Origin of the sequence: Streptomyces aurantiacus (assembly GCF_027107535.1) — a bacterium.
Taxonomy (GTDB): Bacteria; Actinomycetota; Actinomycetes; order Streptomycetales; family Streptomycetaceae; genus Streptomyces.
Map to the genome: position 1 here is coordinate 7,434,471 of NZ_CP114283.1, position 24,333 is coordinate 7,458,803.

The 24,333-nt window shown below is 70.9% G+C and carries 19 protein-coding genes and 1 riboswitch; of the genes, 9 read left to right on the plus strand and 10 right to left on the minus strand.

The features are described from left to right. Positions 1-5 precede the first annotated feature (5 nt). The 3 genes from O1Q96_RS34890 (at position 6) to sepH (ending at position 4,061) form a co-directional block, all read left to right on the plus strand. On the plus strand, positions 6-1,244 hold the full coding sequence (locus tag O1Q96_RS34890) for an MFS transporter (RefSeq protein WP_269251957.1): 1,239 nt from the start codon (positions 6-8) through the stop codon (positions 1,242-1,244). Next, the gene (locus O1Q96_RS34895) at positions 1,204-2,523 is read left to right on the plus strand and encodes a D-arabinono-1,4-lactone oxidase (RefSeq protein ID WP_269251958.1); all 1,320 of its coding nucleotides are present in this window, start codon (positions 1,204-1,206) and stop codon (positions 2,521-2,523) included. The genes O1Q96_RS34890 and O1Q96_RS34895 overlap by 41 nt, the downstream gene beginning before the upstream one ends. Before the next feature lie 449 nt (positions 2,524-2,972). Beyond that, positions 2,973-4,061 carry a septation protein SepH gene (sepH, locus tag O1Q96_RS34900; protein ID WP_269251959.1) on the plus strand — a complete coding sequence of 363 codons (1,089 nt, stop codon included), beginning with the start codon at positions 2,973-2,975 and terminating at the stop codon, positions 4,059-4,061. 115 nt (positions 4,062-4,176) lie between these two features. Here the strand turns inward: sepH and O1Q96_RS34905 are convergent, their stop codons facing one another. Next, positions 4,177-5,004, minus strand: coding sequence for a sulfurtransferase (locus tag O1Q96_RS34905; RefSeq protein ID WP_269251960.1), 828 nt, complete (start codon positions 5,002-5,004; stop codon positions 4,177-4,179). 314 nt (positions 5,005-5,318) lie between these two features. Here O1Q96_RS34905 and O1Q96_RS34910 point away from each other — a divergent pair, with 314 nt between their 5' ends. After that, positions 5,319-6,113, plus strand: coding sequence for a VOC family protein (locus tag O1Q96_RS34910; RefSeq protein ID WP_269251961.1), 795 nt, complete (start codon positions 5,319-5,321; stop codon positions 6,111-6,113). Positions 6,114-6,184: 71 nt separating this feature from the next. Here O1Q96_RS34910 and O1Q96_RS34915 read toward each other — a convergent pair whose 3' ends face one another. The 4 genes from O1Q96_RS34915 to O1Q96_RS34930 are packed head-to-tail and all read right to left on the minus strand — an operon-like array spanning position 6,185 to position 11,652. Further along, positions 6,185-6,841 (minus strand): thymidine kinase, encoded by a 657-nt coding sequence (locus tag O1Q96_RS34915; RefSeq protein WP_269251962.1) that lies wholly within the window; start codon positions 6,839-6,841, stop codon positions 6,185-6,187. A gap of 49 nt (positions 6,842-6,890) precedes the next feature. Then, positions 6,891-8,078, minus strand: a complete 1,188-nt coding sequence (locus O1Q96_RS34920; RefSeq protein ID WP_269251963.1) for an alkaline phosphatase family protein — start codon at positions 8,076-8,078, stop codon at positions 6,891-6,893. Further along, positions 8,078-8,665, minus strand: a complete 588-nt coding sequence (locus O1Q96_RS34925; RefSeq protein ID WP_269251964.1) for a DUF5998 family protein — start codon at positions 8,663-8,665, stop codon at positions 8,078-8,080. Before O1Q96_RS34925 ends, O1Q96_RS34920 begins: the two co-directional genes overlap by 1 nt. A 41-nt stretch (positions 8,666-8,706) precedes the next feature. Further along, complete coding sequence (locus O1Q96_RS34930) at positions 8,707-11,652, minus strand: bifunctional acetate--CoA ligase family protein/GNAT family N-acetyltransferase (RefSeq protein ID WP_269251965.1); 2,946 nt, start codon at positions 11,650-11,652, stop codon at positions 8,707-8,709. A 245-nt stretch (positions 11,653-11,897) separates the two neighbouring features. On the opposite strand from O1Q96_RS34930, the gene O1Q96_RS34935 reads away from it, so the two are divergent. Beyond that, complete coding sequence (locus O1Q96_RS34935; RefSeq protein ID WP_121406547.1) at positions 11,898-12,179, plus strand: HPr family phosphocarrier protein; 282 nt, start codon at positions 11,898-11,900, stop codon at positions 12,177-12,179. Between the two features lie 308 nt (positions 12,180-12,487). Here the strand turns inward: O1Q96_RS34935 and O1Q96_RS34940 are convergent, their stop codons facing one another. The 4 genes from O1Q96_RS34940 to O1Q96_RS34955 all read right to left on the minus strand — a co-directional run bounded on the left by O1Q96_RS34940 (position 12,488) and on the right by O1Q96_RS34955 (position 17,380). Beyond that, positions 12,488-13,180 (minus strand): GntR family transcriptional regulator, encoded by a 693-nt coding sequence (locus tag O1Q96_RS34940; RefSeq protein ID WP_217459635.1) that lies wholly within the window; start codon positions 13,178-13,180, stop codon positions 12,488-12,490. 262 nt (positions 13,181-13,442) lie between these two features. Continuing rightward, positions 13,443-14,216 (minus strand): M23 family metallopeptidase, encoded by a 774-nt coding sequence (locus O1Q96_RS34945; RefSeq protein WP_269251966.1) that lies wholly within the window; start codon positions 14,214-14,216, stop codon positions 13,443-13,445. A 12-nt stretch (positions 14,217-14,228) separates the two neighbouring features. Further along, positions 14,229-14,389, minus strand: a riboswitch (cyclic di-AMP (ydaO/yuaA leader). Between the two features lie 232 nt (positions 14,390-14,621). After that, positions 14,622-16,010 (minus strand): M16 family metallopeptidase, encoded by a 1,389-nt coding sequence (locus tag O1Q96_RS34950; RefSeq protein ID WP_269251967.1) that lies wholly within the window; start codon positions 16,008-16,010, stop codon positions 14,622-14,624. After that, positions 16,007-17,380, minus strand: a complete 1,374-nt coding sequence (locus O1Q96_RS34955; RefSeq protein ID WP_374106240.1) for a M16 family metallopeptidase — start codon at positions 17,378-17,380, stop codon at positions 16,007-16,009. The genes O1Q96_RS34950 and O1Q96_RS34955 overlap by 4 nt, the downstream gene beginning before the upstream one ends. A gap of 406 nt (positions 17,381-17,786) precedes the next feature. Here O1Q96_RS34955 and O1Q96_RS34960 point away from each other — a divergent pair, with 406 nt between their 5' ends. Then, positions 17,787-20,246, plus strand: a complete 2,460-nt coding sequence (locus O1Q96_RS34960; protein ID WP_269251968.1) for a DNA gyrase/topoisomerase IV subunit A — start codon at positions 17,787-17,789, stop codon at positions 20,244-20,246. A gap of 57 nt (positions 20,247-20,303) precedes the next feature. Here O1Q96_RS34960 and O1Q96_RS34965 read toward each other — a convergent pair whose 3' ends face one another. Continuing rightward, the gene (locus O1Q96_RS34965; RefSeq protein ID WP_269251969.1) at positions 20,304-21,356 is read right to left on the minus strand and encodes a CobW family GTP-binding protein; all 1,053 of its coding nucleotides are present in this window, start codon (positions 21,354-21,356) and stop codon (positions 20,304-20,306) included. A 320-nt stretch (positions 21,357-21,676) separates the two neighbouring features. Between O1Q96_RS34965 and O1Q96_RS34970 the strand changes: the two genes are divergently transcribed. The 3 genes from O1Q96_RS34970 (at position 21,677) to O1Q96_RS34980 (ending at position 24,270) form a co-directional block, all read left to right on the plus strand. Continuing rightward, positions 21,677-22,222 (plus strand): DUF6082 family protein, encoded by a 546-nt coding sequence (locus O1Q96_RS34970; RefSeq protein ID WP_269251970.1) that lies wholly within the window; start codon positions 21,677-21,679, stop codon positions 22,220-22,222. 189 nt (positions 22,223-22,411) lie between these two features. Then, positions 22,412-22,648, plus strand: a complete 237-nt coding sequence (locus O1Q96_RS34975) for a hypothetical protein (RefSeq protein ID WP_217459629.1) — start codon at positions 22,412-22,414, stop codon at positions 22,646-22,648. A gap of 671 nt (positions 22,649-23,319) precedes the next feature. Continuing rightward, the gene (locus tag O1Q96_RS34980; RefSeq protein WP_269251971.1) at positions 23,320-24,270 is read left to right on the plus strand and encodes a ferredoxin family protein; all 951 of its coding nucleotides are present in this window, start codon (positions 23,320-23,322) and stop codon (positions 24,268-24,270) included. The last annotated feature ends 63 nt before the right edge of the window (positions 24,271-24,333 follow it).

Sequence of the window (24,333 nt, forward strand, 5' to 3'; positions counted from 1 at the left end):
CACCCGTGCCAAGCCCGTACCGCGCCCTGTTCGCAGCTCCAGGCTCGAAGGGCTTCACCACCGCGGGCCTCCTCGGCCGGATGCCGCTGTCGATGATGGGCATCGGCGTGGTCACGATGATCTCCCAGGTCACGGGGCGGTACGGGCTCGCGGGCGCTCTCTCGGCGACGATGGCGCTGTCCGCGGCGGTGCTCGGTCCGCAGGTGTCCCGGCTGGTCGACCGGTACGGGCAACGGCGGGTGCTGCGGCCCGCCACGATGTGCGCGCTCGCCGCGTCCGCCGGACTTCTGCTGACGGTCCGCTTCGAGGGACCGGACTGGGTGCTGTTCGTCTGCTCGGCGGGCATCGGCTGCGTACCGAGCGTCGGGGCGATGACCAGGGCTCGCTGGGCGCTGCTCTACCGGGGCAGGCCCGAGCTCCACACCGCGTACGCCTTCGAGTCCGTCGTCGACGAGATCTGCTTCATCTTCGGGCCGATCATCTCCATCGGCCTGTCCACCGTGTGGTTCCCGGAGGCCGGGCCGCTGCTCGCGGCCTGTTTCCTGGCGGCCGGCGTCTTCTGGCTGACGTCCCAGCGCGCCACCGAGCCCCCGCCGCATCCGCGTGAGCACCACAAGGGAGGCTCGGCCCTGCGCTCGGCCGGACTGCAGGTACTGGTGGCCACCTTCGTGGCGACCGGCGCGATCTTCGGCGCGGTCGACGTGGTCACCGTGGCCTTCGCCGACGAGGAAGGGCACAAGGGAGCCGCGAGCGTCGTCCTCGCCGTGTACGCGGCGGGGTCCTGCGCGGCGGGGGCGGTCTTCGGGCTGCTGCGCTTCGCCGGGGCGCCCGCCCGCAGGTGGGTGCTGGGCATATGCGCCATGGCCGTGAGTATGATCCCCCTCCTACTGGTCGGAAACTTGCCGTTCCTGGCCGTGGCGCTGTTCGTTGCGGGCCTGTCCATCGCGCCGACGATGATCACGACGATGGCCCTCGTCGAACTGCACGTACCACGCGCGAAACTGACCGAGGGCATGACATGGGTGAGCACCGGGCTCGCGGTCGGGGTCGCGCTCGGTTCCTCCCTGTCCGGCTGGGTGATCGACACGGCCGGGGCGCGGGCCGGGTACGGGGTTCCGGTCGCGGCCGGGGCCGTCGCGGTCGCGGTGGGTTTCCTGGGGTATCGCCGGCTGAGCAGGCCGGTTCCGCAGCGGGGAGGGACCCATGAGGAGCACAGTGAGCGGGAAGAGCGGCACCTGGCGTAACTGGGCGGGGAACGTCACCGCCCGGCCTGCGCGGGAGGTCACTCCGGCTTCCGTGGAGGAACTCTCCGCCGCCGTGCGCGAGGCCGCGGAGGACGGGCTCAGGGTCAAGGCCGTGGGCGCCGGCCACTCCTTCACCGCGGCCGCGGCGACCGACGGCGTACTGATCCGTCCTCAACTGCTGACCGGCATCCGCCGGATCGACCGCGAAGCGGGCACCGTCACGGTGGAGGCCGGCACGCCCCTCAAGCGCCTCAACCTGGCCCTGGCCCGAGAGGGACTGTCGCTCACGAACATGGGCGACATCATGGAGCAGACGGTGTCCGGCGCGACCAGCACGGGCACGCACGGCACCGGCCGCGACTCCGCCTCGATCGCCGCCCAGATCAAGGGCCTTGAACTGGTGACCGCCGACGGCTCGGTCCTCACCTGCTCAGAGAAGGAGAACGCCGAGGTCTTCGCGGCCGCCCGGGTCGGAATGGGGGCCCTGGGCGTCATCACCGCGATCACCTTCTCCGTGGAGCCCCTCTTCCTGCTCACCGCCCGTGAGGAGCCGATGAGTTTCGACGAGGTGACGCGTTCCTTCGACGAACTGTTCACGGAGAACGAGCACTTCGAGTTCTACTGGTTCCCGCACACCGGCAACTGCAGCACCAAGCGCAACAACCGCAGCGCAGGCCCGGAGAACCCGATCGGCACCGTCCGCGGTCTCTTCGAGGACGAGTTCCTCTCCAACGGCGTCTTCCACGCGGCCAACTACGTGGGCCGGGCCGTGCCCGCCACGATCCCCTCGATCGCGAGGATCTCCAGCCGCGCGCTCTCCGCACGCACCTACACCGACATTCCCTACAAGGTCTTCACTTCCCCACGCCGGGTGAAGTTCACGGAGATGGAATACGCCGTTCCGCGCGCCGCCCTCGTCGAGACGCTGCGTGAACTGAAGGCCATGGTCGACCGTTCGCCGCTGCGCATCAGCTTCCCGGTGGAGGTGCGCACGGCCCCCGCGGACGACATCACGCTCTCCACCGCGTCCGGCCGGGAGAGCGCGTACATCGCGGTCCACATGTTCCGGGGCACGCCGTACCAGGCGTACTTCAGCGCCGCCGAGCGCATCTTCACCGCGCACGAGGGGCGGCCGCACTGGGGCAAGGTGCACACCCGCGACGCGGAGTACTTCGCCGGCGTCTATCCGCGGTTCGGCGAGTTCACCGAGCTGCGGGACCGGCTCGACCCGGAACGGCGGTTCGGGAACGACTACTTGCGCCGGATCCTGGGCGAGTAGCCGTTCGCTCCGACCGGTTGCCCGAGCACAGGACATGCGGGCGAAACGATTGTTTCCGTTTTCGCCGGGCATGTGAAGCACGAGGCTGGCCATGGTCGACGGAGCGTCACGCGGAGCGGTCAACTCCCGCTTCCGGACAGAAGTTCGGTGGCGTGCCGATCCACGCAAGTGGCCCGAATGGAGTACTGTTGCGAGCCCTGGGTCCGGACACTCGCCAGGGCGTCCGGGGCCTTCCAGGACCGCCGGGAGGGGGCTCGTTGCACAGGGTGATGAGGTTCGTCACTTAGCGTTGCGAATAGGTAACCGTGCCATAACGGCGATCCAGGGCCCACGCCCGACACGCCGGGCAACTCGGCAAGGTTGTGGCAGGCTGCACCCGGGCAGGCCACACTCGACTAGCGGAAGCAGCGACGCACGTGACGTCGGCAGGCACCACCCGGGAGGTCCCCATGCCCGAACTGCGTGTCGTGGCCGTCTCCAACGACGGCACACGGCTGGTGCTGAAGGCTGCGGACAGCACGGAGTACACGCTTCCGATTGACGAGCGTCTACGCGCCGCCGTACGCGGCGACCGTCCCCGCCTCGGCCAGATCGAGATCGAGGTGGAGAGCCATCTCCGCCCCCGAGACATCCAGGCGCGTATACGTGCCGGAGCATCCGCCGAAGAGGTGGCCCAGCTCGCCGGCATCCCCGTCGACCGTGTGCGCCGCTTCGAGGGACCCGTACTCGCCGAGCGTGCCTTCATGGCCGAGCGGGCCCGTAAGACCCCGGTCCGCCGCCCCGGAGAAACGACCGGTCCCCAGCTCGGTGAGGCGGTGCAGGAACGTCTCCTGATGCGCGGCGCCGACAAGGAGACCGTCCAGTGGGACTCCTGGCGCCGGGACGACGGCACCTGGGAAGTCCTGCTGGTCTACCGGGTGGCGAGCGAACCGCACTCGGCGAGCTGGACGTACGACCCGCCCCGGCGGCTCGTCCAGGCCGTCGACGACGAGGCGCGCTCGCTGATCGGTGAGTCCGAGGACCTCGCCGCTGCCGAGCCGAGCTTCCCGTTCGTTCCGCGCATCGCCCGCCTGCCGCGCGACCGCCCGCTGGACCGTGCCCTGGACCGGCAGATCGAGCGACCGAGCCTGCCCTCGCCGTCGCCCGAGCCCGACCTGGACGAGAGCACCGGCGAGCGCGAGCGCGACTCGCTCACCAGTCTCCTGGAGGCGGTTCCCAGCTTCCGCGGCGACATGGTGGTGCCCGAGCGTCCCTCGACCGCTCCCGCCGCCTCGACCACCTCCACCACGGAGCGTCCCGAGACGGAGGAACCGCTCGACCCCGAGCCCGAGGTGGAGGAGCCCCCGGCTCCCGCCGCCTCGGCCGGTTCCGCCTACGCCGACGTGCTCATGCCGCGTTCGGTGGCCAGCCATCGCGAACGTCTGGTCGGTGCCACCGACCGGCAGGCGGAGGCGGACGGGGTCCGTCCCGGACGCAGAGCGGCCGTGCCGAGCTGGGACGAGATCGTCTTCGGGACACGCCGGAAGAAGCAGGACTGAGAACATGCAGCACAGGGCTCGCGCCATCTCGGTGCGAGCCCTTTGTGCCGCCGTCCGCCGTTCGCCGCCCCGTGCCGCCGCGCCCGTCGGGCGGCGGCCGGCCGCCGCCGGGGAGCTACTGCGGGTCGGGCCCCGTCGCCACCGGGCGCGCTTCGTCCTGGGACCACTCCGACCAGGAGCCCGCGTACAGCGCGGCCGGGATGCCCGCGACCGCCAGAGCGAGCACCTCGTGCGCGCCGGAGACACCCGAACCGCAGTAGACACCCACCTCGCAAGTGCCGTCGGCGCCCAGGGACCTGAAGCGGTCGGCGAGTTCGCCCGCCGGGAGGAAGCAGCCGGATTCGGCCACATTCCCGGTGGTCGGCGCCGAGACCGCGCCGGGGATGTGTCCGCCGACACGGTCGATCGGCTCGACGTCGCCGCGGTAGCGCTCGGCAGCCCGGGCGTCGAGGAGGACACCGCTGCGGGCCAGCGCCGCGGCGCCGTCGGCGTCCAGCAGGGGCAGCGCTCCGGGAGCCGGTACGAAGGTGCCGGCGGCCGGGGCCGGGTGGCCGCCCTCGACCGGACCGCTCCAGGCGGCGAGGCCGCCGTCAAGGACGCGCACCGACGGATGCCCCGTCCAGCGCAACAGCCACCAGGCCCGCGCGGCGGCCCAGCCGAGGCCACCGTCGTACACCACGACATCACGGTCCTCGGACACCCCGGCCGCGCGCATGGCCTCTCCGAAGACCTTCGGATCGGGCAGCGGATGCCGGCCCGCCGCGCCGGCGGGAGCCGCCAGTTCGGTGTCCAGGTCCACGTAGACCGCCCCCGGAATGTGTGCCTCCTCGTAGGCGTGGCGCAGGTTCGGGCCGCCGAGCTGCCAGCGGACGTCCAGCACGACCGGGGGGTTGGGGCCCGCCAGGTCACCGGCGAGCCGGGATGCGGAGATGATGTCGTTCATGGCCACCATCCTCGCGTACGGAGTGGCCACATCGTCCAGGTCCGGCTACTCTGCTCGGCCGGACAGGACCGACCACACGGCGTGCAGGACCGGACACACACCGTACGGGCCTGCAGGCATGGCCGGGCCGTCGCGGGGAAGCCGATGGGCAACAGGTTTTCGGGCATTCTCCCGCCATGGGCCGTTCGACCGGGGCGCGGCATGCCCCGGGTGGTGCGACCATCGGCATCGGGCACTCAAGTCCGCGGCGACGGCACGCCCGGTTCGGAAGCGGAAGTGAAGCGGCCCCACGAGGCGCCGAGGAGAGGGTGACGATGACCGAGGCACGGGGGTCGGCCGGCCTGAACGGCACTGCGTACCCGCCCGGCACACCCTGCTGGGTGAGTCTGATGGTGCACGGGATGACCGCGACCCAGGAGTTCTACGGGGAACTGTTCGGCTGGGAGTTCCAGCCCGGTCCACAGCAGCTGGGCGCCTACGTGCGGGCGCAGCTGGACGGGCAGGAGGTGGCGGGTATCGGCCAGCTTCCGCCGGACCGTCATCTGCCCGTCGCGTGGACGCCCTACCTCGCCTCGGACGACGTGGACCTGACGGCGGAGACGGTCCGGCACTGCGGTGGCACGGTCGGCGTCGGTCCGCTGGTCGCCGACGACGCCGGTCGTCTGGCCATCGCCTCCGACCCCTCCGGGGCCGTGTTCGGCGTCTGGCAGGCGGCCGCCCACCTCGGTACGGGGATCACCGGCGTGCCCGGGACGCCCACGTGGAACGAGCTCATCACCCGTGACTCCGCCGGCGTCGCCAAGTTCTACGAGACGGTCTTCGGCTTCGAGGAGGAGCCCGTCGTCTCCGCCGACTACGACTACATCACCCTCCACGTCAAGGGCCGCCCGGTGGCCGGAATCCACGGCGTCGGCAACGCTCTTCCCCGCGACCGCGGGGCCCACTGGATGACGTACTTCGAGGTCACCGACGTGGACTCGGCCGTGGTCCAGGTCCTCGACCTGGGCGGTCATGTGCTCCGGCCGGCCCACGAGGCCTCGCACGGTCGCGTCGCGACGGTGGCGGACCCCGAGGGCGCGGTGTTCTCCGTGGTACGCACGCGCCACTGAGCCGACCGGGGCGAACGGGCCGCACCGTGCTCCCACGGCATGCGCATGCCGCTCGGCCGGGCGCTCACACGTCAGCGCCGCGCCACCGCGTCCACCGGGAGCACGTCCGGGGACAGTGCGCCCGCCCGGGCACTGGCCGCGGTCATCCGGCGGCGGTGGTGCCGGCGGCACAGCACCTCGTAGCCGATGTCCTCCGGCTGGTTGACGTCTCCGACGACGACCTGGGCGCCCTCGACGACCATCCGACCGCCTATGGTGCGGGCGTTGTGGGTGGCGCGGGCGCCGCACCAGCAGAGCGCCTCGACCTGGAGGACCTCGACCCGGTCGGCAAGTTCGACGAGGCGCTGGGAGCCCGGGAAGAGCTTGGAGCGGAAGTCGGTGGTGATGCCGAAGGCGAAGACGTCGATGTCCAGGTCGTCCACCACGCGGGCGAGCTGGTCGATCTGTTCGGGGGCGAGGAACTGTGCCTCGTCGGCGATGACGTAGTCCGCACGGCCGCCCTGCGAGAGGTGGTCGACGAGATACGCGTACACGTCCTGGTCGTCCTCGACCTCCACCGCGTCCGTGACCAGGCCGAGGCGGGACGACAGCTTGCCCTCGCCCGCCCGGTCGTCCCGCGTGAAGATCATGCCCTGCAGACCGCGCGCCGAGCGGTTGTGCTCGATCTGCAGAGCCAGCGTCGACTTCCCGCAGTCCATGGTTCCGGAGAAGAACACCAGCTCGGACATGGGAGGTTGAGCACCTTTCGGCAAGAGTGACTGGCGGGCGGGGAGGGGGTCAGGAACGTACTTCGAGGAGCGGGACGTGTTGTTCCGCCGGAGTCATCGAGCCGTGGTTGCCGACCATCACCGACTCCTTCGGCTCCCGCTCGGACGCGACGATCAGCACGTCGTCACGGGCGGCCGCGACCACGTCGCCGATCCGCGCGTACACCCGCTCGTCGATCCGCGGTCCGAACCATCCCGCCGCGATCGCCTCGTCGCGGGACGCCACCCAGAACTGCTCGCCGAGCACCTCGCGCCAGCAGGTCAGGACGTCCGACTCGGCGCCCGGGACCGCGTAGACGTGCCGGGCCCGGCCCTCGCCGCCGAGGAGGGCGACTCCCGCGCGCAGCTCCCAGTCCTCGTCGAAGTCGATGCGGTGCTGCTCACCGAAGGGGATGTCGATCATGCCGTGGTCGGCCGTGACGTACAGGGCCGTACGCGGCGGCAGTTGCTCGGCCAGGCGCTGGACCAGACGGTCCACGTACATGAGCTGTCCGCGCCAGGGGTCGGAGTCGACGCCGAAGCCATGGCCCTTGCCGTCCACCTCCGCGTAGTACGTGTAGACCAACGAGCGGTCCCCGGCGGCCAGTTGCTCGGCGGCCAGGTCCATACGGTCCTCGCCGGTCAGCCGTCCGTGGAACGTCCCGCCACTGAGGGCGACCTTGGTCAGCGGGGTGTTCTGGAAGTGCGGGGCCGTCACCTGGGCCGTGTGCACGCCCGCCGCGTCCGCCAGCTGGAAGACCGTGGGGTAGGGCTGCCACTTGCGGGGCTGCGTCCACGGATTCCAGCGGAGCTGGTTCATCAGCTCGCCGGTCTCCGGGTTGCGGGCGGTGTAGCCGGGCAGTCCGTGGGCGCCCGGCGGCAGCCCGGTGCCGACCGAGGCCAGCGAGGTCGCGGTGGTCGCGGGATAGCCCGCCGTGATCGGCCGGCCGGTGCCGCCACGCGAGCTGCCCAGCAGGGAACTCATGAAGGGGGCCTCGTCCGGGTGCGCCTTCAGCTGCTCCCAGCCGAGGCCGTCGATCAGAAAGACGCAGTTCCGGTCGGCCGGGCTCAGCTCCGCGAGTGAGGCGGTCATGTCCGGTACATCCATGCCCGCGGCCAGCGTGGGCAGCAGGTCCGCGAGCGAACCGGTCCCGTACTCGGGGACGGGCGCGGAGCCGATGGTGAGTGGTTCCGGGTGGTCCCAGACGGGCTGGGCCATCAGCGGGTGACGTCCGCGGTCGCCTCGGAGAGCGACTGCGCGAAGGCGAGCGTCTGGCGCACGGCGTCCGGGCCGTCACCGGCCTCGCTGACCCGCAGGCTGAGGTCGTCCGCCGTCGAGCTGCCGGTGTAGCCGTGGTCCGCCTCGCAGTTGGCGTCGCCGCAGGCCGCGGGCTCCAGGTCGATACGGGCGACCGCGCCCCAGCCGATGGTCAGGACGACCTCGCGCGGCAGCGTCCCCACGACGTACTTCTCGGGGTTCGCCACGACCCGGCTGAGCACGACCGACGAGATCCGCCCGAGTTTCACGGACTCGGTGGACGTCGTCGCGTACGGCGTCGGCGACGTGGTGTCCGCCGCCTGCTCGTCCGTGTGGCTCACGATGAAACGGTTGCCCGTGAGGACGAGCACCGTCACGTGCCGGCGCACCTCGTTGGCGTCGAACGTCGTCTCCTGGTGCACCAGATACGACCGGATGGGCTCGCCGCCCACAGCGGCCTCCACCGCCTCGGCCACGAGGGCCGGGTAGTAGCCGCTGCGCTCGATCGCCGCTCGCAGCCCCTGGGTCGTCGTACTGGTCTTGGCCATGATGTCCATCCTACGGGGGCGTACTGACTGCGTGGCACCGCTCAGTACACAGGAAGCGTGCGTGGGCCGAGGTCGTCGCGGGCGGGCGGCGGCGCGAGCCGCACGGAGGCGCCGAGCACGCTCAGCCCGCGCGGGGCGACGACGACGGGCTCCAGGGACACGGAAACCACCTCCGGGTGGTCGTCCACAAGGCGTGACAGGCGCAACAGCAGCTCCTCCAGTGCCGCGACGTCCGCCGGGGCCGAGCCCCGCCAGCCGAAGAGGAGCGGTGCGGTCCGGATGGACCGGACCAGGGAGGCCGCGTCGCGGTCGGTGACCGGAATCAGCCGGTGCGCGGTGTCCCCGAGCAGTTCCGACGCCGCTCCGGCGAGCCCGAAGGAGAGCACCGCTCCCGCCGCCGGGTCGATGACCGCGCGTACGACCGTGTCCACGCCGCGTGGCGCCATTCCCTGCACCACCGGGCGCAGCTCCTCGGGCTTCCCGAAGAGGCTGGTCAACTCCGCGTACGCCCGCCGCAGTTGCTCCTCGTCCGCCAGGTCCAGCCGTACGCCGCCGAGGTCGGCGCGGTGCCGCAGGTGCGGGGCGGTGGTCTTCAGCGCCACGGGGTAGCCGAGGCTCTCCGCCGCAGCCACCGCTTCTCCGGGCGTGGGCGCGGGCAGGGCACGTCGGACGCCGATGCCGTACCGGCCGAGCAGCACGCAGGTGTCCTCGGGGCCGAGCGTGAGCCCGGCCTCCCCCACCGCGGGCTCCGCCGCGGCTCCTTCGCCACCGCCGCCGAGGAGCCGGTCGATCTGATCGGCCGCGCCCTTCTCGTCGATGTCCTCGTACTCGGGCACGCGCCCGGGATCCGTGGCCTCGCGCCGCCACTGGCCGTACTTCACGGCTTCCGCGAGGGCGCGGACGGCCCGCTCGGCAGCCGGGTAGGCGGGGATGAGACGGGATTCCGCTTCGGGGGCCGCCACGTCGGGCGTCCGTCGCTCGCCCTGTGCGGACGGGCGCTCCGCGGAGCGGAACGGGTGGGGGCCGCCCCCGGCGTCCGGTCCCGTTCCGGCCGGCTGTTCGGCCGACCGGCCGGCCGACTGGACGGCCGGCTGATCGCCAGACGGCTCCCCTGGCTGTGGAGCGGTGCTGGCGGCTGCGGACAAGGCCTCCGCCAGGCCGCCGAGCTCCACGTGCACCACGAGCACCGGCTTCGCCGGAGCCGCCGCCGAGGCGGAACGCAGGGCCTCCGCCAGGGCGGCGTCGGCCGCCGAGGCCTCCCCCACGGCCGGGATCGCGGTGACCACCACGGCGTCACAGCCGTCGTCGGCCAGCGCGTGCGACAACGCGGCGTGGAAGTCCCCCGCCGAGGCGGCCGTGGTCAGATCGGCCGGGGGCAGCGGGCGCAGCCCTTCCGCCAGACAGGCGTCGTACGTGAGCAGCCCGAGCGATTCGGAGTTTCCGAGGATCGCCACGCGCGGCCCGGCGGGGAGCGGCTGGCGGGCGAGCAGCAGCCCCGCGTCGACCAGTTCCGTGATCGTGTCCACCCTGATGACGCCGGCCTGCCGCAGCAGGGCGGACACCGTCGCGTGGGGCAGACGGGTCGCCCGTACGGCATGCCCCTGGGGCGCTGCCCCTCCGTGCCGCGCGCCCTGGACGACGACCAGGGGCTTCGCCGCCGCCGTGCGTCGCGCGAGCCGGGTGAACTTCCGCGGGTTCCCGATCGATTCGAGGTACATGAGCGCGACATCGGTGTCCGGGTCCTCGTACCAGTACTGAAGGACGTCGTTGCCGGACACGTCGGCGCGGTTGCCCGAGGACACGAAGGTGGACACGCCCGTCACGCCGGTGACCCCGCCGCCGCGCCGGTGCAGACGGGACAGCAGCGCGATCCCGATGGCGCCGGACTGGGCGAACAGCCCGATGCGTCCGGCGCGCGGCATCTCGGGTGCGAGCGAGGCGTTGAGCCGTACCCGGGGGGAGGTGTTGATGACGCCGAAGGCGTTCGGTCCGATGATGCGCATCCCGTACGTACGCGCCTCGCGCACGAGTTCACGCTGGCGCTCCCTGCCTTCGGGGCCGCTCTCGGCGTACCCCGCGGAGACCACGACGAGGCCCTGCACGCCGTGTTCACCGCACTCGGCGACGACCGCGGGAACGCGCTCGGCCGGAACGGCGACGACGGCGAGGTCGACGGGCTCGGGAATGTCACGCACGGAGCGGTACGCCGGGACGCCGTCGAGCTCCTTCTCCTGAAGTGCCCCGTTCACCGCGTACAGGCGCCCGGTGAACCCCGCCCCGCGGAGGTTGTCCAGGACGCTGCGGCCCACTCCTCCGGGCGCGCGGCCCGCGCCGATGACGGCGACCGAGCCGGGTGCGAGGAGCCGGGCGACGGAGCGTCCCTCCGCGCGCTGCTCCCGCGCGCGCTGCACGGCGAGGGAGCGGTCGGTGGGCTCCAGGTCGAACTCCAGGCGTACGACGCCGTCCTCGAAGCTGCGCTTCTGCTGGTACCCGGCGTCCGTGAACACCTTGATCATCTTGTTGTTGGCGGGCAGCACCTCGGCGGCGAAACGGCGGATGCCGCGCTCGCGGGCGACGGCCGCGACGTGCTCCAGCAGCGCGGACGCCACACCGCGGCCCTGATGGGCGTCCTGGACGAGGAACGCGACCTCCGCCTCGTCCGCGGGGGCGGACGCGGGCAGGCCGTCGGCGTTGATGCGGTCGTAGCGTACGGTGGCGATGAACTCGCCGCCGACGGTGGCCGCGAGTCCCACCCGGTCCACAAAGTCGTGGTGGGTGAAGCGGTGGACGTCCTTGGCGGACAGGCGCGGGTACGGCGCGAAGAAGCGGTAGTACTTCGACTCGGCGGACACCTGCTCGTAGAAGCTGACGAGGCGGTCGGCGTCGTCGGCCGCGATGGGCCGGATGCGCGCGGTGCCGCCGTCGCGCAGGACGACGTCGGCCTCCCAGTGAGCGGGGTACTCGTGCCGGTCCGACGAGGTCTGCATGGGGCCCAGAGTACGGCTCGGGTCCGACAACGGCGGGCTCGCGTCCCCCCGGATTCCCAGGGTTCTCGTCCCGCGCGGGCGGGCTCGCGTCCGGGCAGGGCGCGGGGCAGTCTTGGGGATCGGAGCCGCCCGGGGCCACGTCGGGCCGGGGTCTGGCCGGGCCGGGCTCCTGGTCGCTTCAAGCAGGCTCCACCGTATGAAACAATGGTCTAGACAACCGTGAGACACCTGAAGGGCAGCATCACATGGCTGAGCGCCGCGTCAACGTCGGTTGGGCCGAGGGCCTTCACGCCCGTCCCGCCTCCATCTTCGTCCGGGCGGCCACGGCCTCCGGCGTCCCCGTGACGATCGCCAAGGCGGACGGCAACCCCGTCAACGCCGCTTCCATGCTCGCGGTCCTCGGCCTGGGCGCCCAGGGCGGCGAGGAGATCGTCCTCGCGTCCGACGCCGAGGGCGCTGACGCCGCGCTCGACCGCCTGGCGAAGCTGGTCGCCGAGGGTCTCGACGAGCTCCCCGAGACGGTCTGACCCCACGCATCACGTGCGGCGGAGCCGCGTCCCCCCACCCCGGGCGACGCGGCTCCGCCGTTTCCGCACCATGGTCCGGTCCCGGCCCGCGTGGAGACGACCGGCCCCCGGCTGCGCACGACGTCCGGCCCTGGTGGAGTGCCGTCGGCATCCGTCACAGATCTTCCCGTCGGCGCTATTCGCGTGCAATCCGGGACTCGATTTCCGTGCACGCAGAAATCACGTGCTCGGCAATTCCGGGCACGCGGGAAAATGGGCATCAGAAATATGCCCCTGCCGAATATCCCTCTTTGTATACGGCGCCACTGTTAATGCCGCAGGCCCGCCGTGTTTACGGGATGTTGCGAAGTCCTCACACGCTCGACGCGGTCTCGGCCCGGAAAGCGCAGCCGGTGCGCGGTCGTCGCCCGCTCGGTGTGCAGTGCCGTGACCGCCCGGGCACGGTCGCTGTCGCCCCGGGCCACGGCGTCCACGATGGCCCCGTGCTCGGTCCAGGACTCGGCGGGATGCGCGGGCGCCTCGACCGCGTACATCCAGGCGATCTTGTGCCGCAGCTGGGCGAGCGTCGAGGTCAGCTGCGGGCTGCCCGAGGCCTGCGCGAGCGTCTCGTGGAACCAGCCCCCCAGTGAGCGCAGATCCTCGCTGTTACCCCTCCTGGCCCGCTCCTGGCCCAGTCTGACCAGGCCGCGCAGCACCTTGAGGTGCGCCTCGGTGCGGCGCTGCGCGGCACGGGCGGCACCCAGCGGTTCCAGCAGCATGCGCATCTCCAGGAGGTCCGCGGCCTCCTGCTCCGTGGGCTCCGCCACGCACGCGCCCGCGTGTCTGCGGGTGACCACGAAGCCCTCCGCCTCCAGTGTGCGCAGCGCCTCGCGCACGGGGACCCGCGAGACGCCGTAACGACGCGCGAGCAGTTCTTCGGTGAGCCGGCTGCCGCGCTCGTAGACACCCGCGACGATGTCGTCACGAATCGCCGTGCATACCGAGCGCGCGGGAATACGCATGACCGGACCTCCGCCTTAATCCCCGCGAAACGCGGTCGATCGACGCTTGTTCGGTGACTCTATTGCAGTGAGCGGGAAATTCCGATGGCAGCCCGGAATCCATGGCTATTTTTTGGACACATCACGTCTCTGAACAGGCAGTCGTCCGGTGCGAAAGAGACCGGGAACGGTCGGGAAGAAGCCCGGAAGGCCCCGGAGCACGCGAAGGCCCCGGCTCAATGAGCCAGGGCCTTCGACGGAGGTGCGCCGACGCGTCGTGCCGTCAGACGTTCACGCCGTGCGAGCGGAGGTATCCGACGGGGTCCATGTCGGACCCGTACTCCGCGGTCGCGCGCGCCTCGAAGTGCAGGTGCGCTCCGGTGACGTTGCCGGTCGCCCCGGAGAGGGCTATCTGCTGTCCCGGAGTGACCGTCTGGCCGACGGAGACGCCGATGGACGAGAGGTGCCCGTACTGGGTGAAGGTGCCGTCGGTCATCTTGATGACGACCTGGTTGCCGTACGCGCCGCCCCAGCCGGCCTCCACCACGGTGCCGGAGCCGACCGCGCGCACGGCGGTGCCGCTGGCGGCGTGGAAGTCGATGCCGGTGTGACTGCCGGAGGACCAGACGGCGCCGCCGGCCTTGTAGCCGGTGGAGACGTACGAACCGGTGATCGGCGAGACGTACGCGTTGAGGCGCTTGCGCTCGGCCTCGCGGGCGGCACGAACCTTGACCTCGCGCTCCTTCTTGGCCTTCGCCGCGGCCTCCTCGGCCCGCTTCTTCGCGTCGGCCTCGGCCTTCTCGCGGGCGGCGGCCTCGTCGGCGGCCTGCTGCTGGGCGGCGGCCTGCGCGTCGATCTCTTCGGCGACCGAGTCGCCGATGATGACGGCCTTGGTGAGGCCGGTCTGCTCGACCGAGCTCTCGGCGGCGAACGCCGGGGCGGCCAGAGTGCCTACGACACCGGTGGTGGCGAGTGCGGCGACGCCCACCGTCCTGCGGGTCGCGCGCTTCATGCTGCTGGGACGACGGTGCTTCCCGGTGGCGCGAGTGAACGCCATGAAGTGGCTGATCCTTTCCTTCCTTCTCGCCTACCGGGTTAGCTGACGGGTTCGGAGCAGGAAGGTCTCCTACGGACCCCCTTCGGGAAGGGCGTCCGATTCACCCCAGGGACTACGTATGGGTCCCCGGCTCCCCTGGCTCGCGCCGTACGGGGACTCGGCGATGACTGTCCGGTGCCGCGGACGCGGCGCACTGCCTGACGAACAGCCGGACTGAAGCTAAACGTCGCCACTTTCAATAGACAAACGGATCACGGGTTTTGTAGCGCATGCCACAGGGCAGACAGGCAACCTCTCTACCAATACGGACAAACCACAGGAGACTCGGCGCAAGAAGAGACCCGGGCGACTCCTGAGTCACCCGGGCCCCGGCCTGCCGACGGTCCTTGCTGCGACTGCCGGTCCCTACTCCGCTGTCACGACGCTGACTTCACCGATACCGAGGGCCCTGACGGGCTCCTCGATCTGCGCGGCGTCTCCGACGAGGACGGTCACCAGACGGTCCACCGGGAAGGCGTTCACCGCGGCCGCCGTGGCCTCCACGGTGCCGGTCGCGGCGAGCTGCTGGTAGAGCGTCGCCTGGAAGTCGTCCGGCAGGTGCTGCTCGACCTGGTCGGCGAGCGTGCCCGCGACGGCGCCCGCGGTCTCGTACTTCAGGGGCGCCACGCCCACCAGGTTCTGCACGGCGACGTCGCGTTCGGCGTCCGTCAGTCCCTCGGCGGCGAGGGTGCGCAGCACCTTCCACAGGTCGTCGAGCGCCGGGCCGGTGTTCGGGGTGTCCACGGAGCCGCTGATGGCGAGCATCGAGATGCCCGTCCCGTCCGGGGCGGAGCGCAGCACCTGGCCGAACGCCCGCACGCCGTAGGTGTATCCCTTCTCCTCGCGCAGGACGCGGTCCAGGCGGGAGGTGAGGGTGCCACCGAGGCAGTACGTGCCGAGCACCTGGGCGGGCCACACCCGGTCGTGCCGGTCGGCGCCGACGCGGCCGATCAGCAACTGCGTCTGGACGGCCCCGGGGCGGTCGACGATGATCACCCGGCCGGTGTCGTCGGCGGTCACCGGCGGCACGGGGCGCGCCTCGGCCTGCGATCCGGTCCAGGCACCGAGCGTGTCCGCGAGCAGCGCGTCGAGGTCGACGCCGGTGAGGTCACCGACGACGACCGCGGTGGCCGTGGCGGGGCGTACGTGCTTCTCGTAGAAGGCACGTACGGCCGCGGAGTCGATCGCGGTGACCGTCTCCTCGCTGCCCTGGCGGGGGCGCGACATGCGCGAGGTCGCCGGGAAGAGCTGCCGGGAGAGCTCCTTGGCGGCCCTGCGGCCCGGGTTGGCGGTCTCGTGCGGGATCTCGTCGAGCCGGTTGCGCACCAGCCGCTCGATCTCGCCGTCGTCGAACGCGGGCGCCCTGAGCGCGTCCGCGAGAAGGCCGAGCGCCTTGGGCAGCCGGGAGACGGGGACTTCGAGGCTGAGCCGCACGCCCGGGTGGTCGGCGTGGGCGTCGAGCGTGGCGCCGCAGCGCTCCAGCTCGGCGGCGAACTCCTCGGCGGAGTGCTTGTCGGTGCCCTCCGAGAAGGCCCTCGCCATGATCGTGGCGATGCCGTCCAGTCCCTTCGGCTCGGCCTCCAGAGGGGCGGCCAGGAGGATCTCGACGGCGACGACCTGCTGGCCGGGGCGGTGACAGCGCAGCACCGTCAGGCCGTTGCCGAGCGCGCCGCGCTCGGGTGCCGGGAAGGCCCAGGGCCTGGCCTCGCCGGCCTGGGGCTGCGGGTGGAAGTCCATCGTGGCGAGCTCGGTCACTTGGCCGCCTCCTCGTCGGTGTCTTCAGCGGCGGCGTCGGTGCCGTCGGCGGCCTCGGCCTCTTCGGGGGCGACCGGCTCGTAGACCAGCACCGCGCGGTTGTCGGGGCGCAGGCGGGCCTTGGCGACCTCCCGGACCTCGTCGGCGGTGACGTCCAGGACGCGCTGGACGGCGGTCAGGGCAAGCTGGGGGTCACCGAACAGGACCGCGTACCGGCACAGTTCGTCGGCGCGGCCCGCGACCGTACCGAGACGGTCCAGCCACTCGCGCTCCAACTGTGCCTGGGCGCGCTCCATCTCCTCGGCCGTGGGCCCCTCCTCGGCGAACCGGGCGAGCTCCTCGTCGACGGCGGACTCGATCACCGGCACCTCGACATCGCCCGACGTCTTCACGTCGAGCCACCCCAGGGAGGGCGCTCCGGCGAGGCGCAGCAGGCCGAACCCGGCCGCCACGGCGGTGCGGTCACGGCGTACGAGCCGGTTGTAGAGCCGGGACGACTCGCCGCCACCGAGGACGGTCAGGGCCAGGTCGGCCGCGTCGCACGCGCGCGTGCCGTCCTCCGGCAGCCGGTAGGCGGCCATCAGCGCGCGGGCCGGGACCTCCTCCTCGACGACCTCGCGCAGCTGCTCACCGATGTTCTCCGGCAGCGAACCGTCGCGCGGGGCGGGCTTTCCGTCGTGGCCGGCGATGGAGCCGAAGTACTTCTCGACCCAGGCGAGCGTCTGCTCGGGGTCGATGTCGCCGACGACCGACAACACGGCGTTGTTGGGTGCGTAGTAGGTGCGGAAAAAGGCGCGCGCGTCCTCGAGAGTGGCCGCGTCCAGGTCGGCCATCGACCCGATCGGGGTGTGGTGGTAAGGGTGGCCCTCCGGGTACGCGAGGGCGGTCAGCTTCTCGAAAGCGGTGCCGTAGGGGACGTTGTCGTAGCGCTGACGGCGTTCGTTCTTGACGACGTCCCGCTGGTTCTCCATCGACTCCTCGTCGAGCGCGGCGAGCAGCGAGCCCATCCGGTCGGCCTCCAGCCAGAGGGCAAGCTCCAGCTGGTGCGTCGGCATGGTCTCGAAGTAGTTGGTGCGCTCGAAACTGGTCGTCCCGTTGAGCGAACCGCCGGCGCCCTGCACCAGTTCGAAGTGGCCGTTGCCCTTGACCTGGCCGGACCCCTGGAACATCAGGTGCTCGAAGAGGTGGGCGAGCCCGGTGCGGCCCTTGACCTCGTGACGCGAGCCGACGTCGTACCAGAGGCACACCGCCGCGACCGGGGTCAGGTGGTCCTCGGAGAGCACCACACGCAGGCCGTTGGCCAGGCGGTGCTCGGTCGCTGTCAGGCCGCCGGAGCCGGCCTCAGCTGTGGCCGTGTGACCCATGGGCATGTACGTCCCTTCGATCGCGGAAAACTGCTCAATTCCTGCTAGTCGTGCCACTGTATGCAAGCGCGCGGACAGCTGGCGAAGTTCCCGCGTCCCGTACGCCGAGAGCGAGCACGCGTCCGCCGTCGGGAGCCTGTACGGTCGTGCGATCACACGGCTCCCGAAGTCGTGTGCGGGCGGGTGGGCTCGCGCTCTCCAACACCTGTTCGGATACTCGGCTCACGTCTTCCGGGTCCCGTGGGCTGCGTCGGCGACACTTCCCACGAGGCAGGCCTGGCAGGTCGGGCACGAGGTCCGTCAGGCCCGTCCGGACGGGTCGTGGTCCGCGTTGTCAGTGGGCCGGTCCACAATGGAGCCCGTCAGAACCCGTTCATGCCCCGGCAGAGACTGTGAAGGAGTCGCCGCAGCGATGGCCCGCCGCAGCACGAAGACCCCGCGACCCGACGACGGCGCTGACTTCGAGGAGCGCATCCTCGACATCGACGTCGTCGACGAGATGCAGGGCTCCTTCCTCGAGTACGCGTACTCGGTCATCTACTCCCGAGCCCTGCCGGACGCCCGCGACGGCCTCAAGCCCGTGCACCGCCGCATCGTCTACCAGATGAACGAGATGGGGCTGCGCCCCGACCGCGGCTACGTGAAGTGCGCCCGTGTCGTCGGCGAGGTGATGGGTAAGCTCCACCCGCACGGCGACGCGTCGATCTACGACGCCCTGGTGCGCCTGGCCCAGCCCTTCTCCATGCGCCTGCCCCTGGTCGACGGCCACGGCAACTTCGGTTCTCTGGGCAACGACGACCCGCCGGCCGCCATGCGGTACACCGAGGCGAGGATGGCCGACGCCACCTCCCTCATGACGGAGTCGATCGACGAGAACACGGTCGACTTCGGCCCGAACTACGACGGCCAGGAGCAGGAGCCGTCCGTCCTTCCTGCGGCGTATCCGAACCTCCTGGTCAACGGCGCGTCGGGCATCGCGGTCGGCATGGCGACGAACATGGCGCCGCACAACCTCGGCGAGGTCATCGCCGCCGCCCGGCACCTGATCCGCCACCCGGGAGCCGACCTCGAGACGCTCATGAAGCACGTCCCGGGCCCCGACCTGCCCACGGGCGGCCGGATCGTCGGCCTCTCCGGCATCAGGGACGCGTACGAGTCGGGCCGTGGCACCTTCAAGATCCGCTCCACGGTGTCCGTCGAGAACGTGACAGCGCGCCGCAAGGGTCTCGTCGTCACGGAACTGCCCTTCACCGTCGGCCCGGAGAAGGTGATCGCGAAGATCAAGGACCTGGTCGGCTCGAAGAAACTGCAGGGCATCGCCGACGTCAAGGACCTCACCGACCGTGCGCACGGCCTGCGGCTGGTCATCGAGGTCAAGAACGGCTTCGTACCGGAGGCCGTCCTGGAGCAGCTCTACAAGCTGACGCCGATGGAGGAGTCCTTCGGCATCAACAACGTGGCCCTGGTGGACGGCCAGCCGCTCACCCTCGGCCTCAAGGAACTGCTGGAGGTGTACCTCGACCACCGCTTCGAGGTCGTGCGCCGCCGCAGCGAGTTCCGTCGCACCAAGAAGCGCGACCGGCTGCACCTGGTCGAGGGTCTGCTCGTCGCCCTGCTGGACATCGACGAGGTCATCCGCCTCATCCGCTCCAGCGACAACTCCGCCCAGGCGAAGCAGCGCCTGATCGAGCACTTCTCCCTGAGCGAGATCCAGACGCAGTACATCCTGGACACGCCGCTGCGCCGCCTGACCAAGTTCGACCGCATCGAGCTGGAGACCGAGCGCGACCGGCTCAACGGCGAGATCGACGAGCTGACCGGCATCCTCGATTCGGACGCCGAGCTGCGCAAGCTGGTGTCGGGCGAGCTGGCCGCGGTGGCCAAGAAGTTCGGCACCGACCGGCGCACGGTGCTGCTGGAGTCCGCCGGTTCGACCGCTGCGGCCGTCCCGCTGCAGGTGGCGGACGACCCGTGCCGGGTCCTCCTGTCGTCGACAGCGCTGCTCGCCCGTACGGCCAACGGCGACCCCTTCGGGGAGAGCGAGGGCCGGCGTGTCAAGCACGACCTGATCGTCTCCGCCGTCCCGGCGACGGCGCTGGGCGAGATCGGCGCGGTCACGTCCGCCGGACGGCTCCTGCGGATCAACGTCATCGACCTCCCGCGGCTCCCGGAGACCGCGGCTGCGCCCAACCTCTCCGGGGGAGCGCCGATTTCGGAGTTCCTGGCCCTCGAGGACGACGAGCAGGTGGTCTGTCTGACGACCCTCGACGAGTCGTCGCCGGGCCTGGCCCTCGGCACGCAGCAGGGTGTGGTGAAGCGTGTGGTCCCCGACTATCCCTCCAACAAGGGGGAGCTGGAGGTCATCACGCTCAAGGACGGTGACCGGATCGTCGGCGGGGCCGAGCTGCGCACGGGAGAGGAAGACCTGATCTTCATCACCGACGACGCGCAGTTGCTGCGGTATCAGGCGTCCCAGGTCCGCCCGCAGGGCCGGCCGGCGGGCGGTATGACCGGCATGAAGCTCACGGACGGCGCCAAGGTGATCTCGTTCACGGCGGTCGACCCGGCCGTGGACGCCGTGGTGTTCACGGTGGCGGGTTCGCGCGGCACGCTGGACGACTCGGTCCAGACGACCGCGAAGCTGACGCCCTTCGACCAGTATCCGCGCAAGGGCCGCGCCACAGGCGGCGTGCGCTGCCAGCGGTTCCTCAAGGGGGAGGACTGCCTGAGCCTGGCATGGGCCGGTCCCGCCCCGGCGCGCGCCGCTCAGAAGGACGGGACACCCGCGGACCTGCCGGAGATGGACCCGCGGCGGGACGGCTCGGGGGTCTCACTGGCGAAGACGGTCTCGGTGGTGGCAGGACCGGTCTAGAGGCAGGAGGGACGGTCGGGTCCACCGCCCCGACCGTCCCCGACCCGAGCCCCGCTCCTAGCTCTGCTCCTGCTCCTGTACGTAGCGCAGGACGCCCCACATGCTGCGCTCGTCGGCGTGTGGGGCATCGTCCCTGCACGCCTCCAGTTCCTTGCCGAGCGCGAGCGCGTCGATGCCGGACCCGATGAGCACCAACTGGGTGAGCCGCTCGCCCCCGCTCCACGGCTCCGGATAGAAGCGCAGGAACCGTCCCACGGCGTGCACGGCGTACCGGTTGCGCGGGTCGGCGGCGCCGAAGTCGACGTACCCCTTGATGCGGTACAGGCCCGCGGGCCGGCTGTCGAGGAACTCCATCAACTGCCGTGGGCCAAGAGGCACTTCGGAGGTGAAGGACACGGACTCGTAGGCGGAGTGCAGATGGCCGCCCTGTGCGTCGGGGTCACCGTGCTCGCCCTCCTCGTGCCGGTGGAGGTCGTCGAAGGACAGCTGACCGATCCGCTCCTCGGACGGCCGGCAGTCGAAGAGGAACTCGGGGTCGACCCGCCCGTACGCGGCGGGTACGACGGCGGCACCGTCAACGAGCGTCCGCACGAGCCGGATCACGCGGTCGGGGTCCGTCACGCGGTCCGCCTTGTTGACGACAACGAGGTCGGCGATGGCGAGGTGCCGGTCGATCTCGGGGTGCTTCTCACGGGTGGCGTCGAACTCGGCGGCGTCGACGACCTCCACCAGACCGCCGTAGACGATGTGCGGGTTCTCGCTGGCGAGGAGCATCCTCACCAGCTCCTGCGGCTCGGCGAGACCGCTCGCCTCGATGACGATCACGTCGATCCCGGCGGAGGGCCGGGCGAGCCGGTCCAGGTACAGGTCGAGTTCACTGGCGTCCACGGCGCAGCACAGACACCCGTTGCCCAGTGAGACCGTCGAGTCGCCGAGCGCACCGGCCACGGCCATGGCGTCGATCTCGATGGCACCGAAGTCGTTGACGATGGCACCGATGCGGCTGCCTCCGCCGCGGTGCAGGAGGTGATTGAGCAGGGTGGTCTTCCCGGAGCCCAGGAAGCCGGCGAGGACGAGGACCGGGATCTGCTGGGGGCTCGCCTGACTCAACGCGCGACCTCTCTCACCTCTGCGTACACCGGCTCACGGACCGGCTCTCACGACGGGGAACGAATGCTCATCACAGGATACGAGCCGGTGGAAAGCCCTCGGAGTGAACGATTGTTAGCGGCGCTCGCGGGGCACACGTCAGGCATGGCGCCGAGTTGCGCGACCCGCGTTTCCCTCCGTGCGCCTCCTCTCCGCCTCCCAGCCGATCAGAGCCGCTCGGGCACCCTGGGAGACGGCAAGCGCCGCCCAACGCTCGCCGGTCCCCATCAGTCGACCCGCAACCGACGACCGGCGGACGGCCGCCTGATTCGGGGGTTGACATGGCCACACAGAACTCTGGGAAGCGACAGCTGGGCTCCGCGGCCGCAGCGGGGCTCGCCTTCGCAGCGGGGGCACTCGCGGCACTGGCCGCCCAGCAACGCCGGTACGAGGATCTGCGGCTCCGAGTCGCGGAAGTCGAGCGGAGCGAGCGGCAGGCCATGCTGACCGAGCAGCAGCGCCTCCAGTTCTACCTGCTGAGCAGGGCGATGGAGGATCCCGACCTGGCCGCCGTGTACAGCAACGTCCAAGTCGACTCCCCCACCCAGCGGCGTCAGTACCTGTTCGCGAACGCCCTCTACACCAACGCCCTGCTCGCCTACCGCGTCGGAGTCGTCAACTGGGAGGAGCTGCACGGCCACCTCCGCATGGTCTGCCACAACCCCATCTTTCGCGACTACTGGGACGCGCACCGGCCGCATCGGGCCAGCCTCAAGGACGACTCCGAGGAGGCCAGGGTGGGCCGAATGGTGGACGTGTTGATCCGCGATCTGGACGAGTCGGATACGGAAGCATGGTGGGTCGTCGGTGAACCACCTGCGGAATAAGCCCAGTTGACGGGCCGTGAGCGGTTCATCTCGCTGTCAACATGAGGAAGAAGGAACATCGGCGGCAACAAAAAACGAGTAATCTTTCCCCGCCCCAACGGGCTATCCTGACCCCGCCCTCAACTCTGTCCTCAACCGTCCAGACGTGAGGCCCACGGGGTCTCCATGTCTAGACACGAGGCAGGGAACTTGAAAATCGTGCGCCGCATCGGTGCGTCCCCACGCGAACGAGGAAGCTTGTCCGGTGACTCATGCCCGGACATCTTCGAACTCAGCGATGGGAACTTCGCCGTCATCGGAACAGAAGCTACAGCGGCGCTCGACAAAGAGCTTCCCTCTGACGCAGCACGGGCCGACTACGAACGCATCGTCATCGTCAGCAGAGAAACGCTGGTGCGCGCCAAGGCGGACATTCCAGACACGTAGAGCAAGCTCTGGGCTGTCGTAGGGATCAACCTGTCAACCGTTGAAATCCATCCGGTCACCCCGTTGAGGCTCACCTCCGGAAGACGGTTCCACTCCGCCCGCACCCACCCGCCAACCGCCCCTCGCGCCACACCGTGACGACCGGGGCCAACCGAGCAGGCCGGCGCCAACCCAGCCGACCACTCGATCCGACCTTCTGGAGGTCCGACACCGGAACGGTGTCGGACTCCACGCGTACTCACCGCATGGCATACGCCTACGCCCGATGCGTGAGACTCAGGCCACCGCAGGCACTGCAACCGGCGGTATCGGCCCCCACGCACCGCGTTGTGGGCCGAATGGTCTTTCGGGTCTTCTGCCTTGCCAGGATGTAGGTGCTCCAGCCGACCACGCGTCCCACGGCGAACGTCGGGATGACTATTTTCCGGGGAACCCGGAGATGTCCATGACGGGGCGGACGATCCGGCCATTGCCCGCGTGAAACGACGTCCGTACCCGGGCGAGGACTCCCGCGCGCGGGCGCTGTGTCGGCCTCCTGGGGAGATCCCCGACGCTTGCGGATGCGTCCCAGCGAGCACGGCATGAGGGCACGGCCCCCTCAGCCCCTGCCGGAGCAGTGACACCACGGCCCCACGAGTCACCGGAAGCCAAGTCAGGTTAGGCTCACCTGTGTGAGTACGTGCGCGAAGGTCTCCCGGGACCTGGCGGAGCCCCTCGCGGGGACCGCCGCGACGGCGAGGACGTGGCTGCTGGTCGAACAGCCCGGTCCCTGGGGTGCCAACGCGCTGACTTCGAGCCACCTGGATCGGGCCCTGGGCCGCGCCCTGGAACAGGCCGTCGAAGGCACCGGCGTACGCATCGCCCTGATTCGGCGCCCTGGGCGCCACGCGGACTGCCACACAGTCGCCCGGCGTCACGTGTACGCGGCCCACACCCTTCCGGGGAACGTATGGCTGCACCACGCCATCACGTCAGACCCCGAGAAACTGCTCAAACTTGACTTCACGGAGCTCGGCAGAGGCCTGTCCGGCACCTTCGACGCCACACTCGACGGCACTCCCCACGCCGGTAACCCGCTCGCCCTGGTGTGCACCAACGGCAAGCGCGACCGGTGCTGTGCCCTGCTCGGCCGCCCCCTCGCCGCCGAACTCGCCGCTTCCGGAGTGGAGGGAGCGTGGGAGGTCACACATCTGGGAGGCCATCGCTTCTCGCCCACCCTTCTCGTGCTGCCCTCCGGCTACGCGTACGGACGCGCCGAGGCCCATGCCGTCAAGGAGGTACTCCAGCGCGTACGGGACGGGCGCGTAGTCACCGAGGGGTGTCGAGGGAGCTCCGCCTGGGAGCGGCCCGGCCAGGCTGCCGAGCTGGCTGTGCGCGCCGCGGTGCGTGAGGACGCGGTGGACGCGCTGAGCGTGATCCGCACCGAGGGCGAGGCACCTCACCGGGAGGTGACCGTCGCCCACACCGACGGCCGCCGCTGGCTTGTCACGGTCACCGAGGGCCCCTCGTCGCCGCCCCGGGCGGAGAGCTGCGGTTCGGCTCTGGGTTCCCCTGCGCGAATGGACGTGACGGCGGTGCGCGAGCTGTCCCGTACGGGCGCAGCGAGCCACGCGGCCCGCTGACCACGCGTTCGACCACGAGATCCACGCCACACCCCCTACGGCCCGGCGCGCCCGTCCCCGTAC